Here is an 18,750-nt window from a genome sequence, read left to right as displayed (position 1 = left end):
ATGCTTACTTATAATTTGACTAAGAAACAAGCCAGGCTTTTTCTGCTATCTCATCAAAAGTTAACTGCTGGAGCTATCCCTTCTGGAAAACTTAGTATTTATGACTATGTTCGTCACGTAGGCTGCATCCAATATGACCCCCTTAATATCGCTGGCCATAATCATGAGCTGGTCCTCCAGGCACGGATTCCGGGATTTACGCCAGAACTGGTCCAAGAGCTTCTGTATGAAGACAGACTGCTCGTTGATGGCTGGGACAAGAACATGTCAATTTATTGTACAGAGGATTGGCCTTATTTTAAGCGGAGAAGAACAGCTGCTGCCTCCCACCATCAGGCTAATGAGCCTGTAATGGTCGCTGTAGCACAGGTTCGTGAAGAGCTTCAGAAGCGTGGCCCCCTCTCCTCTCTGGATTTAGACGGAAAGGAAAAAGTAGATTGGGCTTGGGCTCCGACAAGATTATCACGAGCTGCAATGGAAAGCATGTACTTTTGGGGAGAGATTGTTGTCCACCATCGTGTACATACCCGGCGATATTATGATTTCGCTGAACGTTTGTTACCCTCAGAGCTGCTGAGTTCAGCCGATCCAAATGTCACGGAAGAACAATTTCATGATTGGTATGTGTTACGTAGAATAGGAAGTATCGGCTTGTTATGGAATAAATCTGGAGACGGATGGCTGGGCATATCCGGACTGAAGAGCAAAGAGCGTGCGGCGGCGATTCAGAGATTGCTGGAGAAGGATAGTCTCAGAAAAGTTTGGGTCGAGGGGATTAAGGTTCCGCTTTATATCCGCAGTATAGATGCTCCAACCTTGGAGTCTGTGATACTGCAAGAATCTGAAGAGATTGGGCTTCAACCACGTGATTCATTTGCGGCCGTTTTGGCTCCGCTGGATAATTTGTTGTGGGAACGTGAGCTGGTTCGGCAATTATTCGGATTTCATTACCGCTGGGAGGTCTATAAGCCGGCAATAGAACGAGAATATGGTTACTATGTACTGCCTATATTATATAATGATCGTTTTGTTGGCAGATTTGAACCGGTGATGGATAAGAAGAGCCAAACATTGAATATTAACAATTGGTGGTGGGAACCTGGAGAAAGCCTAACACCGGAGATGATTCCGGCATTAGGCGAAGCTTTAACTGCACTCTCTCGCTGTGTTAGAGCTTCTTCGGTTCATTTTAGACCAGAGGTTGTAACAGCTTGCGGATTAGAAGGATTATTACAATAAGTTTTCCTCCTCTAATCCAAGTTTCGTGAACATTTCTGTGCAGTAGCCTTGCAGTTTAACTTCAAGTCTACTTGCTTTATTTTTAAAACGTTTCAGCTCCCGAATCATTTTAGCCCTTCCGGCAGGCGTAAAGGTTTCCTGTATACGCTCTTTAAAGTAATCATGAACGATGTAATTACGTTGTTTCCATACTTCCTCCAACTGAGCGGTTTCTTGCTCCGAGAAAGGAAAATGATGTTGGATTTCTTTGATGAGTTGGCCGAGTGAATTGCTGAGTTTTCGCTGATAAAGGTCTGTCAGATCTGCTTCTGTTGGCGTTTTTCCTTGTGATAGCTTAGTAAGCAATAGCAAGTTGGTAAGCTGCTGCTCGAGGGCCTGTCCATAATAAACTGCCAGTCCAAAATAGGCGAATAACTCTTTTGATTGTTCACTCTCAGGTACATATGTATCCTTCATCTTTTCCCCCACTTCTGTATCCTTGTTCCTTTTATCTATACAAGTTATGTTTTGTTGTAATCCCTCTGTCTTGATCTGTACAAATAAAAACCGATAAGCAGTGTTATATATACTAATGCTTGTGCAAAGGAACCTAACAACTCCGCTAATGACAAAGTATCAGCTTTCATCATGGCCTCCATTACAGGAGTTACTGGCGGCAACAACCAGATCAAAAAATGAAATATACCAGGCAAACTTTCGCTGATTTGTGCTCCGCCCAGTGATAGTATAACGATAGCTAACAACATACCTGTCGCATGACTGCCTTTTTGAACCCAAGAAGATTGAAAGAATAGGGCAATAGCCACACCAAGCATACCCAATAATCCATGTCCTATGAGCGCGAGAATTAACCGATATCCCCCGGGTGATTCTGCAAAATGACCCGTTACCCAAGGATAAAGGACAATCAATAGATCTAGCAGCAGCGTTAGAAATGCAAGCGTTAAGATACCACCTGCACTATGTTTAGCCACACTTCGCATGTGAACAACTGCAATCTGCCGATGAACAGCGTGCTCATGATTCAAAAAACTAAGACTCATCCAAGCGCAGCTTATAAAGAGCATTACTGCTGTAGCGGCATAGCTATTCATAACTGGATTGGGCTTATAAGAATACAATATCAAGACTGCAATCACAATCCCTGCTAACGGGCCGAAATAACGCTGAGATCGAGTATAACTTCGCAGCATGTAAACGATAAACGGATACACGTAAGACCCCCTGTTCAACTCCTAGGATTCATCCATTTTTCTAAGTCATGCGATCCTCCGCGAGGTTCTACCGATTGTATTGAACCACCCGACTCCAAGATAACCCGCAAAAAAGTATCTGATTCTGAACTTGTTACTGTCAACGCCGTACGTTCTATGTTACAACTATCCTTAAACGTATTTATTGAAATGAAACCTGCCATTTCCTTCAATTGCTGCAGTTTCTGAATCGACAGATTAGACAATAGTATGTATGTAGAGGGTTTTATGTTTAGCTTCTCTGACCCCTGAATTGACTTTACAATTTTCCCTTCATGTATCACATGAACCTGATCCGCAAGCAATTCAATCCATTGGGGTTCATGTACAGAGAAGACTATAGCAGTCCCCTTATTTCTCAAAACGATGAGAAGATCAGCTAACTTATTCATTGAGGGGAGATCAAGGCCCGACATAGGTTCATCAAGAAGCAGCAACGAGGGACTTCCCAACAAGCTTTGAATCAAATTAATTTTTTGCAGCATTCCTTTGGAGAAATTTAGCATCGACTGCTTGCGAAAGTGCTCCAGTTTAAAAAGTTGAAATAACGTTGTTAGCTCCTGTTCGATCAGGACTGGCGCAAGGCCGCTAATCTGACCCATACTTCGTAAGTACTGTTCTGGGGTCAGCTTCAACCCTGGAAACATCTCAGGTGCATAACCAATTCTCAGATTTGGATCCTTACAACTCAGCTTTCCTGAGGAAATGTGGACAAGTCCAGCTAAGATTGACAACAGGGTACTTTTGCCGGATCCGTTTCGTCCGATCAGAGCAGTTACAGTTCCCTTTTCAATAGTGAACGATACATCCTCCAATACGGGTCGGCGTCCATACTGTTTACTGATCTGCTCTAATTCAATTAGGGAAGTAGCAACACCTATACTACCGCCGGCAAAGTTACGATCTACTAAGTTCGCCACTTAACATTCTCCCTTCATATCTACTGTTAATTCTCCGGTTCCCTACGAATTTCCTCTTCTAGGAATCAAAAAAAAGAAAGAACTGCCATAGCAGCCCTTTCTAAAATTTACTTTCAATCCAGTATTTCTCCCCTTTTTTTGTTTATTTTATATTCTGAGATAAAATCTCATCGGCTTGAAGGCGGAACTGTTCGGCAGCTTTTTCAGGAGTGATTTTGCTGAACATAAGCAGATCATATAATTGACGTAATACGCTAGTTACTTCTGAAGCACCCACCGGATCCGGTGGATCCATCGGACTGCTATTCTGCTCCACCCAGTCAATATATTCAAAAACCTGTGCAAGCTCTGGCTCTAGAAATGGCTTCATCTGCTCTTTAATAGCTGAGGACACCGGGACGCCACGTTCTCCCTTAAGCACTTTATTAGCTTCCAGATTATTGACAAAGAAATTAATGAATTTTGCTGCTTCCTCCTTTTGCTTAGAGCTTTTTGAAATCGAAAAAAACATCCCTGGTTTCAAGAATAAGCCGCAATCATTGTGCGGGCCTGGCATGGTGGCTAAAGCCAGCGGTTTTCCGTAACGCTGAACAGTGCTAATAAACTGATTAGAATATCCCCAACCCAGCAATGCTTCCCCTTTGTAAAAAGGGTCTTGATCCGGTTTGTTAACATCTAACGTCCAGATATCAGGTTCGAAAATCAGTTTTTCCTGCATCAGACGCTGCATACGTCCGAAATACTCTACAAACAAGCGATCATCGCTATAGCCAAGGGTTATTCCATCTTCCGAGAACAATGACGCTCCATTCTGCCGTAAATAATAAGCAAAAAACTGTTCTGGCGTCAGATAAGTTCCCAGATAAATTCCTTTCCCCTGTTCCTTTAAAGTAACGCCGATCTGCTCAAAATCCTCCCAGCTCCAATCCGTCCCTGGAGGCTCAATTCCCTGCTCCTTAAAAACTTCTGGATCATACACACTGTACAAAGCATTTATCCCTAGATTAAAACCATATAGTTGCTCGCCTAGTTTACCTCCGGCAAGATTGTTGTCGCTGATGCTGCTCGTATCTATAAGTCCGCTCTTAATATAAGGTGACAAGTCTTGCAATAAATTCAAAGTTCCATATTGCGAAAGGTAAGAGATATCCATTTGGATAATGTCTGGAAGAACATTGCCTGCTGCACTAGGTGCAAGCTTTTTCCAATACTCATTAAAGGCGCTGTAATCATATTCAATTTTCACCAGAGGATTCTGTTGTTCATACATTTGGATAACCTGAATTGTAGCGTTATTCCGGAAGTCACTTCCCCACCAGGCAATCCGGAGGTTAATTTTTTCTACTGCATTCTCTGGTGGAAGGTCCTTTTGTTGCCCGCAGCTTCCGAGAGTTGTAATCATGCATAGCAGTGCCAAGCTAAGTATGAATCTGCGCATCACCTACACCTCCTGCGGGAACGGCAAAAGAACACTGACTTTTGTTCCAAACCCAACCGTACTCTCAACATAAATGCCATATTCCTCACCGAAGGCAAGTCTGACCCGGTCACGGATGTTAAGCAAGCCAATACCTGTGCCTCTAGTCTCTACTTCCCCATTTAGTAATCGTTTGAGGAAATCTGCTTCCATTCCGGGGCCACGATCCTCAACTACAATCGCTAGCTTGCCATCAAATGGTTCAGCATATAATAGAATTTGACAAGGTTCAATCATCGTCTCAACACCATATTGAATAGCATTCTCCAACAGCGGTTGCAGGGTTAGCTTTGGAATAGAGACAGTATTAAAGACCTCTGGAATCTCCATATGAAAATCCAAACGTTTCTGAAACCGATAATTCTGAATAGTGATATAATGCTTCACAATTTCTAGCTCTTGCGCGACTGTGATTACATTTTGTTTCAAGCTGATCGATGACCGAAGAAGAAAAGCAAGCGAGACAACCATGCTCGAAATCTGTGCATGTTCACTTTTTTTAGCTAACCAGTGGATCGAATCCAGTGAGTTATAGAGGAAATGAGGATTAATCTGCGCTTGCAAAGCCTTAAATTCTGTCTCTTTTATAATCAGCTGGTTGGCATAGTTCTCTTTGATCAATGTGTTAATCTGTGTTATCATCTGACGAAATGTCCGTTGTAATAACCCCACCTCATCCATTTGCTGAAGTGGAGGAGCCATCAGCTTAGTATCCATACTGTCCAGATCTCCATATTGAACCTCTTTCATTTGACTGATCAGCGAGCGAATCGGTTGTGTCAGATTACGGGCAAAGCTCATCCCTAGCGCAATTATAATCACAATCGCAATTCCAAATATAATGATCATTGTATTCTTCAGCCAAATGGTTTTTTCAAAAATATCATTATAAGAAACATAGTTGTAGTAAGTCCATCCAGAGTAGGAAGATTGCTTCTGTGATACAAAGGCAACTTCTCCATTCATCTCTTTGATTTCGTATCCAGCCCCTGATTTTAAAGGCTGTAAAACCGCTGTTACACCGTCCGCCACTTTCCGATAAGGATAAACCAGTTCCTGACCTGCTTTCAAAATAATATCGCTGTCTTCTGCGGCCACACCAGCGTAATCTTGGGCTAACCTCCCTATATTAATGCGTAAATAGAGCGTGCCCAGCTTATCTAGCGTCATTGGATCATAAGCTCTCACTTCTCGGACCATGACCAGCATCGGATCTGAATCGTCAGGATACAACCAACGTACAGCACCATTCCCCGCTTCTGCCTCTCGGTTCATTCGTGCCGATTTCTCCTCTGTGAACAGAATCGTCTCTCCGTATCTGCTGACCTTCCCTTGGGAATCGATCAAATGTACAGACTGAATGTAACGTTCGTCCATACTGATATGCGTCCATAACCGATCAGCAATCATCTGCCGTGTAACATATCCAGTAAAATCGGAATCATCTTTGCGCAATTCCTTAAGGCCTTCTTGAATTTGCCGATCAGCAATCATCGTCAAAGTCATGGATTCCAGCTTTTTAAGCTCCATATCAATCGTAGTCGAAGACAAATTAAGCAGCCGATACGACTTGTCATAAAGCTGCTTGTCATAAATAGAGTAGGCATAATATAAAGAACCGAACGCCATGGATATAATCAGAATCAGTATCAGAACAATCATCAGGAACACCTTCATTTTAATACTCAAATTCCGATAAACTTTCATCCGGGCTCTCCTTTGTCACTGTAATATAACTTGTATACCACATTATGGATAACCCGGATAGTCTTCTTAATCCGCTTATTTAGCCATGTAACGGTCATACGCAGCCTGATGGATTTTTATAGCTTCTTCAATGCCCATTCCTTTGATCGTATCCACCATTTTTTCAAATTCTGAGATTGGTTTCTGGCCATTAATGATTGCTGTCATCGTTTCATTCAGATACGTGTTGACCTGACTCATAATGGAAGTGCTTTTGCTGGCTTCGTCAACGCTCAAACGAAACGGAGGAAGCGTCAAATCAGAGCTAGCCTTCATCCAAGAAGCATTAGCCTCTCGTTGCCCCTCATCGAACAATAAAGCATCCAAATAACGGCTATCCTGATTGATGGGTCCATCCATAATCGAAAGCGCATATGAGGCTAACGCTTGATCGTAAGTCAAACCTTTAGGATTGTTGGTAATGACATCTGTGAATTTTATTCCTTCTCCTTCCTTCACATAGCTCTCACCTTCAATTCCGAAGTTGAACAATTCATGTCCTTGTGGGCTGTAATTGAAATCCATCCATTGGACAATATCCTTCAGTTTATCCTTATCCGCTCCGGTAGTGATTGCTTCACCATACGTCAATACTTTATTGTTCATATTAAAAGTAGCATAAGCTGTTCCGCTAGGAGAAACCGGCCAAGGTACACCTGTAAGATTAAAGTTCGGATCGGTATCGCGCATCAGGTTGAAGAATTTGCCCATACCGCTAAAGACACCACCGCCATAAGAACCGGCTAAATTATTCGTCACTTTATAATCAAAGGCTTTGCCATCGTTGGTCATAATTTCCGGATCAATAAGCCCTTCCTTATACCATGTGGCCATCGTTTCCAAGAAGCTTGAATAACCTGGCTGAATCGGCCCGTATTCGACCTTATCCCCATTCATCTGAAAACCGCCGATTACCCCAAACCCTGGTGAGAAATCGTGCAGCTTCGTCAGGTCACCAGGACCCCAGTTTCCAGTGAACGGCAGCTCATCGGCCTTCCCGTTGCCATTAGGATCTTTTTCTTTAAACGCTTTCAAAACAGTATGCCATTCCTCAATGGTGGTCGGCGGCTTCAGTCCCAGCTTATCGAGCCAATCCTTGCGCATAATCAACCCTGAAGTGGCATTCAGCTTCAGCGCATCCAGCTTCAGAAGAGGGAACATATAGATCGTTCCATCATCCAGTGTGATTTGTTTTTTTACATCCGGGTCGGATTCAATGATTTTGCGAAGATTCGGTGCATATTGTTCTATCAGCTCATTTAAACGGATAATTCGGCCATCCTCAATTAATTTCTCCGGCCCACCAACCGCATCCGCCCAATTATAATAAATGACATCTGGAAGCTCTTTCGTAGAAATCAACAGGTTGAACTGATCCTTCTGCTGTCCAAGTGGTGGGTGCGTAAACTTCACTTTGATGCCAGTCAACTCTTCTTTCTTTTTATAGCTGGCCATATCACCAAAACTCTCCAAAGAAGCGGTAAGCTTACCATCATTGGCACGCCAGTAATTAATCGTCATTCCGTCTTTTGTAATTGGCAGTGGAATTTCTGTCAGCTTCTCCACCGGCGTATTAGTTGCGGTAGTATTCCCCTTATGATCTCCCGCCTTATTACCCGCACTAGTTCCATCATTATTGCCTGAACAGCCAGCCAGCATTGTAGAAAGAAGGACGGAACTTAACATCATGGCCCCTATTTTTCTTTTCACCCAAAATCGCCTCCATAAATAAATGTTATTTATTGTTTCACGGCACCGATTAAAGCGCCTTGAACAAAATATTTCTGGATAAACGGATACACCAGCATGATTGGTAACGTTGAGATTATGATAGTGGCGTATTTGATGTTCTCACCGATAGCGAAGCCTGTATCTACCCCAGCTCCCATTGACTCTGTACTGCTGCTAATCAGAATATCCCGCATTACAATTTGAATCGGATAGAGATCCTGACTGCGCAAATACAGCATCGGGGCTACATAATCATTCCAATGGTCAACCGCATAATAAAGAGTCATAACCGCGAGAATAGATTTGGACAGTGGCAGTACAATTCGGAATAAAATCAAGATATCATTAGCTCCGTCAAGCTTCGCCGACTCGATCAAGCTGATCGGTATTCCCTCAAAGCTAGTTTTCATTATCAAAAAATAAAAAGTACTAATCGCTCCAGGTATAATCATCGCCCAGCGGGTATCGACCATCCCGAGGTTCTGAATGAGCAGAAAAGTCGGGATCATCCCTCCGCCAAAAAACATCGTGAATGTGATTAACTTCATCAGTGTTTTTCTACCGAAAAGATCTGATCTGGACAAGGAATACGCTGCGATTGATGTCATCAATAAATTAACGATTGTCCCAACAGTTACATAAAAAAGTGTATTTAAATATCCACTATAGATTTTCGAATTTTGAAATACCGCTTTGTAAGCTTCGAGCTGAAAGCCTTCAGGCAGCAGCATTAATGACCTGGAACGCAGCAGTTCGTTCGGATCACTCACAGAGGAATTCAGCACATACAGGAGCGGATAAATCGATACAGCCATGATGCCTAACAACAGCAACACATTAATACAGTCAAAGATACGTTCACCTGCCGAACGTCGCATAGGTTCACCTCCTGTTCCTCACCAAAGACTGGTGGAGTTCACTTTTTTACTAATAGAGTTGGCAAGCAAAAGCAGTGAGAAATTTATAACCCCGTTAATTAATCCAATGGCTGTGGAATACGTATAATTGCCTTCCAGCACCCCAGAACGGTATACAAAGGTTGAGATAACATCCGAGGTTTCATAGGTTGGAGCGGTCTGCATCAGTAATATTTTTTGAAAATCGGAATTCATAACCGCGCCCAGACGCAGAATCAGCATAACGACGACAGTAGGCATAATTCCCGGCAGGGTAATGTTCAGAAGCTGTTTCCAGCGACCTGCGCCATCTATTTTGGCAGCCTCATATAATTGGGGATCAATTCCGCTAAGCGCCGCCAAAAAGATGATGGAAGCCCAGCCCGCACCTTGCCAGATGTTGGAGAGAATATAAAGTGGCCGGAACATATCCTTCTCTGCCAGAAACATCACAGGCTGTAGATCAAAAAAGCTACGAACTACGTTAAACAACCCGCCATCAAGTGCTGAGAATGTTTTTAACATACCGACAACAACCACGACTGAAATGAAATGCGGCATATAGCTAACGGTTTGAATCGTGCTTTTGAACCACTTATTCCGGACCTCATTTAACAGTAAAGCCAATATAATGGGTGCCGGAAATCCGAAAATAATACTGTAAAAGCTAAGAATCAGTGTGTTCTTAATAATCCGCCAAAAGTAGTAGCTTTCAAAAAACATTTTAAAATTATCAAACCCGATCCACTGCCCCGCCATAATCCCTTTTATAGGACTATAGGATTTCTGAAAAGCCATTAGCAGACCGTACATCGGCCCATAGCTGAAAATCAGATAAAAGAGCACCACGGGAATTAACATGATATACACATATTTATTCCGCTGCAGTTCTTTTTTCACATAAGACCATTTGCCGGGTTTCATACCGGACTTCTTGGTCAGCAGCTGATGCTTAAGCTCCATTGGTTGGCCTCCCCGTATGTAATATGACTAGCTTCCTTATGCACATAACTTTACAGGTAAAGCTGTCCTTTCCCCATGTTCATATCCGGTAATTATTTGTTCAAAACCGTGGAACCCTCTTTGTCCTCGCACACAAAAATACCCCACAGTACTTATCGATCAAGTACGTAGGGTATATGGGCTATCTTTAAATGAAACAATTATGGAGCCGTTTTTTTATATTCGGAAGGAGAAAAACCCGTGAATTTCTTGAAGGCTTTGCTAAAGTAGGATACATTATCTCCAAAACCGACTTCTTCAGCTAGAGGTCCAATCGTAAAATGTGCACATCCTTCGATGATTTCGAGCGCTTTTTGCATCCGGTATTTCATAACATAATTCGTAAACTTTTCCCCCGTTTCTTTCTTGAACATCTTACTAACATAATCAGGATTCATATAAATCTCCTGTGCAACAGTCTGCAAAGTTAATGTCTCTTCACAATAACGCCTATCCACGATACGCTTTACCTCTGCCACCATTTGCGATTGCTTACTGCGATTGCGGCTATAACGATCAAGGGTAATCTCTTCTGCAATACTCATTACAAACTGCTGAAAAGACTGGAGCGTGCTAGTCTCCATCATTCGGGGCAGCTTATCAATATATGTTTGCATCTTGTTTTGATCACTCAAACGTATAATCTCCATGAAGATCTGGATCAGATAGGATTTGGTCTTGGCAATGTCATATCTAAAATTCAGAAGTTGATGCAAAAGTGACAGCAGCTCGCATTCAGCATCTGCCCAGTGCCCCGCTTTAATGAGCATAACGAGGTGTTCGAGATCCAGTTGCAGCTCTAGACCTTCCTCATCCTCTGGAATGCTGATATCTTTTTCTGTAATTAAGCTCCCTTCCCCCAGATAAAATCTATGGCTAAGACATTCAATCGTCTGCGTGAATAAACGCCTTACTTGCGTCAGCTCTCCAGGTTCACTTAATGCGGCCGTCAGATCAATATGATAATATTTCATAAAGGTAGCGCGGATGCTGTCTATTTTCTCAAATAAAGCAGCTTCAGACAGGTCATCTTCCATTAATAACAGAACACGCCGCCCTACGGTGGAGCTTAAAATATGATGTTGAAAAATATCTCCCGCAATATTACTGACCGCGAACAAATGCTCATATTCATGTTCTCCTTCAATCTCTACCAGCAGTAGCCTAACACGTTGACTCTGAAAATTCAGTCCAAACAGCTCACCAAAATATTTCCATTCCTCCACACCATAGGTCTTGTTCGTCACAAGCTCCTTCAGGAATTGTTCTTTGGCATGTGGAAGTACACGTTCCAGTCCATATTTTATCGATAGGATAAAGTTCTCCTCGTACTGCCGTTCCTCTCGCTTCTGAACTACCTCGCTTAGCGCTTCATTCAGGCTCTCTTCGCTGCACGGCTTCAGTAAATAATGTTTAACCCCATACTGCATCGCCATCTTAGCATAATCGAATTCTGAGAAGCCTGTCAGCATAATAAAAGAGGTCTCAGGATGAAGCGCTGTAACCGTCGCCACCAGCTCCAGCCCGTCCATTCCCGGCATACGAATATCGGTAATAATAATATCAGGTATAGCTTGCTTGATTAATTCTAATGCCTCCAAGCCATTTTGCGCGGTTCCAATAAGTTCTGTGCCCAATGCTTCCCAGTTCATTACCGATGAGATGCCATCCAGGATAATAAATTCATCATCAACTAAAAGGACCTTTTGCATGATACTGCTCCTCCAATCTTTTTTGTAAGCGCTATCAATAATATGTAAAAGGTTAAATCTGTATGTATTTAGCATTCTACATGCTTGTTTCCTTTTTTTCTACCAATAGCATGAATCAAACAGACCTGGATATAAAAAACCAGACTATTGCTATATCTCTACAGCAACAGTCTGGCTATTAGTTCATATATGAGAGTTAAGTTATACGATTTACGCATATACCTCAACAGCATCGCTAATCAAACGGCATGCCTCTGCAGCTTTACGGCAGGCATTAATACATTCTTGGCAGTGATTATGTATATGCTTGCTGCTCTCATCCGCGCATGCTTCACATATTTCTGCACATAGTTTTAGAATTCCAGATACAAACGGACTTTGACGGGTCATTGCTTGAATGGCATAAGAACAAATATCCGCACATTCACGATCGAGCCGCATGCTCTCACGAAGAGATGCAAGATCATATTCTTTTAGGCTTGAGACATAGCTGTAGTTACAGGCATTCATACTTTCGAGACAAGCGTCAATGCACTCCTGATATTGAATTCGGGTCATAGCCTTCAACCTCCTGCATTTTTAATGGTATGCCTTACTATTAACCTACAAGATTAGGAATGAACCACAGCTTCTTCTGAAGCAGAACGGATTACAGGCTTCTTTTGATCGTTCCAGGCCGAACTAAAATACGTCCTTCCATCTCCAGCAGCTTCGTGCGTAACTCACTGGATGAGAAATGTTCCCCGATAAATACAGCTACGTCTGGCACTTCGCCTTGAGGTGTGATTTTCATAAAATCAGCTTCACGGTAAGCATATTGAAAAAGAAAACGACTGGAGGTGTCATTAAAGGTCACAATGCCTTTAGCCCTATAAACATCCCGCGGAAGCTCCTTGACGAACTGTTCAAAGGTCTCGCTGTTGACAGGTCGTTTGAAGTAATGTGTGTATGCCATCACGTGATCGTGGGAAGCATGGGTGCCTCCTGAAGGTTGCAGAGCTTCCTCATGCACATGGCTTTCACTGTCGCCCTCTTCAAGCTGTGAATCCGTAAGAACTCCACCTGCGCTACGCAGGAGCTCCTCTGTGTCGATCTCACAACGCTCCGCTGGCATAATCGGTGCATAAGAATTCCATTTTCGCAGAACGGTTATGATCTCTTCTGCTTCATCTGCTGAGACACGGTCAGTTTTATTCAGAATCAAAACAGAGGCGCAGCGAATTTGCTCCTGCATCAGTCGATAGGTTGCGCCTTGCTGCGCACGGTACAATTCGAGCAAATGCGCGGCGTCAACGACAGTGATCAAGCTTTTCAGCTCTACTTTTTGATACAGTGAAGTTTCGGTTACGCCATCTACAATTTCCAGCGGGTTCGCCGCACCTGTGGCCTCAATAACAACAACATCCGGTGATTCCTTCTTGATAAGAGTAGTTAGCTCTGTACTGAGATCTCCTCGGATAGAACAGCAGATACAGCCGCCGAGCAGCTCTGCCATAGGAACGGTTTGCTCAACCAGCAGCCCATCCAGATTCACTTCACCCAGCTCATTCATCACTACTGCCGGGCGTAAGCCCTGATCTTTCCAATGTTCCAGCAGGCGCTGCAGCAGGGTAGTTTTGCCGCTTCCCAGAAATCCTGACAATATATACACAGGTACAACCTGTTCCATGATTCATCGCTCCTTGCAAATTACGGGTATGGTAGCGAGTTTACTACATGATGCCAAAGCACGCAAGCGGCATCCCTATAACCTCAAAAGATTAGCGCTGGATAACGAAACTTGTCTTTGCTTCCTCCATACCCTATCATGAGAACATCTCTAATTTAGGAGCTGATCTCATTGTCATCCGTTGAAGAACATCGGAAGGAAGCACCACAATCCGTATCCTGCTATATCATTACCGTCTCCGACACCAGAACTACCGAAACCGATACCGGTGGAGCTTTAATCCAATCCATGCTTGAGGCTGCCGGATATGAAGTTATAGGCCGTACCATTATCAAAGACAACTATCAAGACATTCGTGAACTACTCTATAAAAACGCTGATCACACTGGAGTTGAAGCCGTACTGCTCACGGGTGGAACAGGAATTTCTCCCCGTGATACCACCTACGAAGCTGTTTCATCCTTGCTGGATAAAACGCTGCCGGGCTTCGGTGAGATTTTTCGAATGTTAAGCTACACAGAGGATATAGGTTCGGCGGCAATCCTTAGTCGAGCAATTGCAGGTACGATTGGCAACACAGCTATTTTTTCTATGCCCGGCTCCACTGGAGCCGTTAAATTGGCTATGGAACGGCTAATTATCCCGGAGCTTCGTCATGTAATGCGAGAGATATACAAACAATAATCCCACCCATTTTTTTATAAACTAGACAAATAACCAAGCATACCTTTGTTCTGTGCGTATAATACGGTAAGTTCACACACAAAGGAGCTGAAGGAAATGTCAGAAGAATGTCCAAAATGTCCGGCCCAAACTGTCACTGACCCACCTAAGGTGGTTTATCAAGATTATTACCACCCTCAAGTTGTGAATGTTATTCACCCGGTAGAAATCGTTAGACGCCATCACTGTGTCCCAGTTCCTCGCCATTGCTACACCTATTCTGTTAAAGATATCATGTGCGATAACTCCATGATGCCTAGAGGCAGAAGATAAAACTCTACTTCATAACTCTATTAAAAGAATCCTATAAGTGAGAGAAACATCCTTGTCCAACGCATGGGGATGTGCTCTCGCTTTTTTCTGCTTAAAAGATTTGACAATCCTGATCATTCCCCCTATAATTTTGAACACTTTACGCGAAAGTGGTTTTTGATTAACCAAACAGTTAATCGGAAAGGAAAGAGATGAGCTCACTCCAAACTTTAAATCGAAAGATCAAAACGGTCGTCAGTCCTTTTCATGAGTTATTATGCAGTCTGCATGTCTTCCATCAACCAGAACACCATCCAACAAGATTACAATGGGCTCTGGAGCTCAAGAAAAGAATGCCTCTTGCTCTACAGGAGAACATCCACACACTTGGGCAGTTGTCAGAACGTTGGATCGCTCTGCTAGATTTACCGGACCGTATGGGTGTCCCTATTTCTTGCAATCAAGGAATCACCCTACTCAAAAAACTTCCGGATGCAGAGCTAGTGTATCTATTTATGAATCAAGAAATTGCACTAAGTACCATAGTCGAATGGCTGAATGAATCTGAAAGCAAACGTTCGCTGATGAAGTTGAGTGGAAACGTGAAGTACCTGATAAACAATCTGGCTAGTGTTCGCAAGCTGTTAATCTCAACATTAATTACATACGAACATGATTATTTCGGGCAGGAATGGGACTATATCGAACCATTTATGAACATCTCAGCCGCTCAGTTTCAAGACTTAGCCAGTCGTTCCCCGGAAAAGGCATTAAATACGCTCCACCCACGCCTCCTCTCAGAGAACGGGACTCTGACAGTACAAAAGGCTGTAACGTATTACTTTCCTTATGACCAGCTTGGACAAGTGTACGTTTTTCCTTCTACATTCATATTTCCGCATCTGCTTGTTGGCTGGTTCGAAGACACTTTATTTTTGCCTCTCACGGTGGATGTTCCCGGTCTTGCCTTTAGTGAGGGACCGCCGAGTGACCTGTTGCGCCAACTCAAAGCTTTAAGTGATGATACGCGGATGCGAATTCTGAAACTGCTGTGGAAAGGGCCGCATTGTACCAAGCAGCTTGCGCCAATATTGGGTATTTCTGAAGCTGCGGTCTCTAAACAGCTAAAACAACTAAGTGAAGCAGGATTTACCCAATCACAGCGAAAAGGGAACTATTTATTTTATTCAGTGAACAAAGAAGTCTTTGATAATCTGCTCATCCTGCAAAGGCAGTACCTTGAACAATGAGGTTAACGAAAGGTGTGAGTACATATGTGGCATATCGCTATCGCAACCCTAAAAAGAAACCAAAAATCTAATCTTAGAGCCTTTCCCTGGACCTTTACATTCGGGCACATTATTGATGGAGTTTATCTAGTCATCATCTCTTATTTTTCTTATGTGTATCTAATCAAAGGGGATATAGATTCAAAATTTGCTATCTATAGTGGCAGTGATGACTATCTGACCTATGTAATTATTGGAGGTATGCTCAGTATATTTTCCGTCAGTATGATGATGAATGTATCCAGGGCACTTATTACCGAATGGAGGGAAGGTACACTTGAGGCACTGTTGCTCTCCCCTTCAAGCCGGAGCGGTTATTTTCTAGGTAACGCAGTCCAGCAGTTGTATCGAAGTGGGGCGGAATTGCTGGTGGTTCTCTTCTTTGGCCTTTTGGCAGGACTTCGACTCCCCTCTGTTCACTTCATATCTGTCCTCGTGGGAATTTTGCTGTTTTTACTATCGTGTTATGCGATGGCGCTGGTGCTAGGAAGCATTATGCTTTATACAAGGGACACCTTCATTGTGCAAAATACTCTATTTACACTAACTGCTCTACTGTGTGGATTTCAGTTTCCAAGGCAATACTTGCCTGACTATTTGCAGGCTATAGGTGAGATCTTTCCATTGACCTATGCGCTACAACTCCTTCGAGGCTCGCTGCTAACTGGAGAAGCATTACGATTACCTGATATATGGCCAATCATACTGCTTAGTGTTGTATACATAACGGTTGGTCAATGGACAAACCGGCGCATAGAGCGCGGGTTGTTCGAACGATTCTAAAACCTTGGAGAGGGTGAAAACCATTGATTAACATGCATGAAGTTACTAAAATTTACGAGAGCAAACATAAATTGGGCTGGTTTCGTTCGGAAAAAAAATCAGTGACAGCAGTCAAATCACTATCATTAGATATCGCTGCGGGGGAAATCGTAGGTCTTCTCGGTCTAAATGGCGCTGGAAAAACCACTACAATACGTATGCTTTCTACTCTCCTAGAGCCAACCTCCGGCAGTATTGAAGTCGATGGAATGTCACTACACAAAAATCGACAGGCCATTCAGCAAAAAGTAAATATGATCGCCGGAGGAGAACGAATGTTGTATTGGCGGCTCACTGGTAGAGAGAATCTTCAATACTTCGGTAAACTCTATGGAATGAACAGCCCTCACATCGCTAGAGAAGCAGGACGTCTTCTGGAAGAAGTAGGTTTGACTCAAGCTGCTGACCAACCCGTTGAGCAATATTCTAAAGGGATGAAGCAACGGCTGCAAATCGCCCGCGGACTTATCAACGATCCACAATACTTATTTCTAGATGAGCCCACACTTGGCCTAGATGCCCCCATTGCGAGACAGCTTCGCAGTACGATAAGAAAGCTTGCACTGGACAGTGGAAAGGGTATCCTTCTGACCAGCCATTATTTACAGGAGGTCGAAGAACTTTGTGACCGAGTTTATGTACTGAATCGAGGCGAGCTTCTGCTCTGTGACAAACCTGAGCGGATTGTCCATCAGGTTGCAGGCTCGCAAACTGCTCATTTAGAGGTTACAGGCTGGCATGAATCACTTCGTCCCAAGCTACTAGAGCATCTACGAACATTTACTCAGCCTGCGGAATTAATGGGTGTCTGCGCAACAGAAAAACTAGAACTTCAAAATGATGGACTGCAGCGCATTTCTGTAAAGACACCTTCGGCTGATAGAATCATTACAGAGCTGCTGCCATGGACTACGGAGCAGGGGCTTAGCATTAAAAGCTTCGCATCCGAAAAACCTACTTTGGAGGATGCGATTATCCTCCTTTCGGAAGGAAGGGTATCATGAACTTACATAGCTTATGGTTTACCCTTAGCGCGGAGATCACTAAGCAGCATCGAAATAGAGTTAAGGGACGCGCAGTGTTTTTTTCACTTCTACTCTGGCCGGCGCTCACCTTTTTAACCACCTACTTTACCATGCAGCCCTTTAGAACCGGAGCAGGATCAGCACTCTCAAAAGTAATACCAGATGGACGGATTCCCCTATTTTTGCTGAGTGGATATCTCGTATTTCAGTTATACTGGACGGTTGTGCAAGCCGCATGGTTATTCGAACAAGAACGCAAAGGGGGCACACTTGAGGTAGTGTTCCTAACACCAGCGTCAAAAATGGCCTTCCTGTATGGACGTTCCATATATTCACTTTTTCACGGAATATGGATGTTCGCTTGCTTCTCCATCCTGACTTTCATTTTTCTTGCGGATGTAACGACTGTTAACTGGGGCGCCTTATTACCTGTATTAATACTTATCATGATATCAGCGGTTATATGGGGAGCTTTGCTGTGTGCGATATCTCTCTTCTCAAGGGATTCAGGGCTACTTTATTACATCTTTCAAGCACCAATGGAGCTGTTTGGCGGGGTTCGTATTCCACCAGCAGTATTCCCAGCATGGGCAACGGGTTTATCCCTTCTGTTTCCACTCACATATAGTCTGGTTCTTGTGCGCGGGGCGTTATACGATAATATCGGTATTAGCTGGTGGTGGGCTCTCGGCGCTTTAATCGCAGGTAGTGCTTGTCTTGTCATTTGTACCCGCTATCTTCTGGTTAGAGCAGAACAACATGCAAGAGTAAAAGGAAACTGGACTTTATTCTAACTGTAAATGACCAAGTCTTTAACACATAGGACCTAAGAGACGTTATTTGCTGGTTTTTAGCTTTTTCAGAAGTTTCGCGGACTCCAGTGACACTATTCCTTCAAAAAGGGTTCATTTTGGGAGTTTTAGGGCCGATAACTGCTATGGAGTCCGTTAGAATTCCAAATGGGAAAGAAAGCTGTGTTTAAGGTCAGTGGTGT

General features: G+C 43.3%; 17 protein-coding genes. 6 read left to right on the top strand and 11 right to left on the bottom strand.

Features of this window, described 5'->3' with window-relative positions:
* Complete coding sequence (locus MHH63_RS10355; RefSeq protein WP_076194710.1) at positions 1 to 1,239, top strand: winged helix-turn-helix domain-containing protein; 1,239 nt, start codon at positions 1 to 3, stop codon at positions 1,237 to 1,239.
* Here the strand turns inward: MHH63_RS10355 and MHH63_RS10350 are convergent.
* The 11 genes from MHH63_RS10350 to MHH63_RS10300 all read right to left on the bottom strand — a co-directional run bounded on the left by MHH63_RS10350 (position 1,231) and on the right by MHH63_RS10300 (position 13,645).
* Entirely contained in the window at positions 1,231 to 1,695 is a 465-nt protein-coding gene (locus MHH63_RS10350) for a hypothetical protein (RefSeq protein ID WP_038571625.1), read from the bottom strand. The two genes, MHH63_RS10355 and MHH63_RS10350, sit on opposite strands and share 9 nt — an antisense overlap.
* Positions 1,696 to 1,739: 44 nt before the next feature.
* Positions 1,740 to 2,453, bottom strand: coding sequence for a hypothetical protein (locus MHH63_RS10345; RefSeq protein ID WP_341171469.1), 714 nt, complete (start codon positions 2,451 to 2,453; stop codon positions 1,740 to 1,742).
* Between the two features lie 14 nt (positions 2,454 to 2,467).
* Positions 2,468 to 3,412 (bottom strand): ATP-binding cassette domain-containing protein, encoded by a 945-nt coding sequence (locus tag MHH63_RS10340; RefSeq protein WP_076128324.1) that lies wholly within the window; start codon positions 3,410 to 3,412, stop codon positions 2,468 to 2,470.
* A 142-nt stretch (positions 3,413 to 3,554) separates the two neighbouring features.
* The gene (locus MHH63_RS10335) at positions 3,555 to 4,850 is read right to left on the bottom strand and encodes an ABC transporter substrate-binding protein (RefSeq protein ID WP_341171468.1); all 1,296 of its coding nucleotides are present in this window, start codon (positions 4,848 to 4,850) and stop codon (positions 3,555 to 3,557) included.
* A 3-nt stretch (positions 4,851 to 4,853) separates the two neighbouring features.
* A complete protein-coding gene (locus MHH63_RS10330; protein ID WP_280753112.1) occupies positions 4,854 to 6,596 on the bottom strand; it encodes a sensor histidine kinase in 1,743 nt (580 codons plus the stop codon).
* Positions 6,597 to 6,671: 75 nt separating this feature from the next.
* Positions 6,672 to 8,345, bottom strand: coding sequence for an extracellular solute-binding protein (locus MHH63_RS10325; RefSeq protein ID WP_280753111.1), 1,674 nt, complete (start codon positions 8,343 to 8,345; stop codon positions 6,672 to 6,674).
* A 29-nt stretch (positions 8,346 to 8,374) separates the two neighbouring features.
* Positions 8,375 to 9,244, bottom strand: coding sequence for a carbohydrate ABC transporter permease (locus MHH63_RS10320; RefSeq protein ID WP_076128315.1), 870 nt, complete (start codon positions 9,242 to 9,244; stop codon positions 8,375 to 8,377).
* 18 nt (positions 9,245 to 9,262) lie between these two features.
* Positions 9,263 to 10,225 carry an ABC transporter permease gene (locus tag MHH63_RS10315; RefSeq protein ID WP_076184463.1) on the bottom strand — a complete coding sequence of 321 codons (963 nt, stop codon included), beginning with the start codon at positions 10,223 to 10,225 and terminating at the stop codon, positions 9,263 to 9,265.
* Positions 10,226 to 10,425: 200 nt separating this feature from the next.
* Complete coding sequence (locus MHH63_RS10310) at positions 10,426 to 11,976, bottom strand: response regulator transcription factor (RefSeq protein ID WP_248548758.1); 1,551 nt, start codon at positions 11,974 to 11,976, stop codon at positions 10,426 to 10,428.
* 210 nt (positions 11,977 to 12,186) lie between these two features.
* Positions 12,187 to 12,534, bottom strand: a complete 348-nt coding sequence (locus MHH63_RS10305) for a four-helix bundle copper-binding protein (RefSeq protein ID WP_036688030.1) — start codon at positions 12,532 to 12,534, stop codon at positions 12,187 to 12,189.
* Between the two features lie 91 nt (positions 12,535 to 12,625).
* The gene (locus tag MHH63_RS10300) at positions 12,626 to 13,645 is read right to left on the bottom strand and encodes a CobW family GTP-binding protein (RefSeq protein ID WP_076281690.1); all 1,020 of its coding nucleotides are present in this window, start codon (positions 13,643 to 13,645) and stop codon (positions 12,626 to 12,628) included.
* A 165-nt stretch (positions 13,646 to 13,810) separates the two neighbouring features.
* On the opposite strand from MHH63_RS10300, the gene MHH63_RS10295 reads away from it, so the two are divergent.
* The 5 genes from MHH63_RS10295 (at position 13,811) to MHH63_RS10275 (ending at position 18,550) form a co-directional block, all read left to right on the top strand.
* Positions 13,811 to 14,329 (top strand): MogA/MoaB family molybdenum cofactor biosynthesis protein, encoded by a 519-nt coding sequence (locus MHH63_RS10295; protein ID WP_076128304.1) that lies wholly within the window; start codon positions 13,811 to 13,813, stop codon positions 14,327 to 14,329.
* A gap of 503 nt (positions 14,330 to 14,832) precedes the next feature.
* A complete protein-coding gene (locus tag MHH63_RS10290; RefSeq protein WP_081390503.1) occupies positions 14,833 to 15,870 on the top strand; it encodes an ArsR/SmtB family transcription factor in 1,038 nt (345 codons plus the stop codon).
* 24 nt (positions 15,871 to 15,894) lie between these two features.
* A complete protein-coding gene (locus MHH63_RS10285; protein WP_341143192.1) occupies positions 15,895 to 16,692 on the top strand; it encodes an ABC transporter permease in 798 nt (265 codons plus the stop codon).
* A gap of 23 nt (positions 16,693 to 16,715) precedes the next feature.
* Positions 16,716 to 17,735 carry an ABC transporter ATP-binding protein gene (locus MHH63_RS10280; RefSeq protein ID WP_445254230.1) on the top strand — a complete coding sequence of 340 codons (1,020 nt, stop codon included), beginning with the start codon at positions 16,716 to 16,718 and terminating at the stop codon, positions 17,733 to 17,735.
* Positions 17,732 to 18,550 (top strand): ABC transporter permease, encoded by an 819-nt coding sequence (locus MHH63_RS10275; RefSeq protein ID WP_341171467.1) that lies wholly within the window; start codon positions 17,732 to 17,734, stop codon positions 18,548 to 18,550. Before MHH63_RS10280 ends, MHH63_RS10275 begins: the two co-directional genes overlap by 4 nt.
* Positions 18,551 to 18,750 lie beyond the last annotated feature (200 nt).

The organism is Paenibacillus sp. FSL H3-0310 (genome assembly GCF_038002785.1).
Taxonomy (GTDB): Bacteria; Bacillota; Bacilli; order Paenibacillales; family Paenibacillaceae; genus Paenibacillus_AQ; species Paenibacillus_AQ odorifer.
The sequence above is the reverse complement of the archived record's forward strand: the minus strand, read 5'-3'. Positions and strand labels throughout refer to the sequence as shown.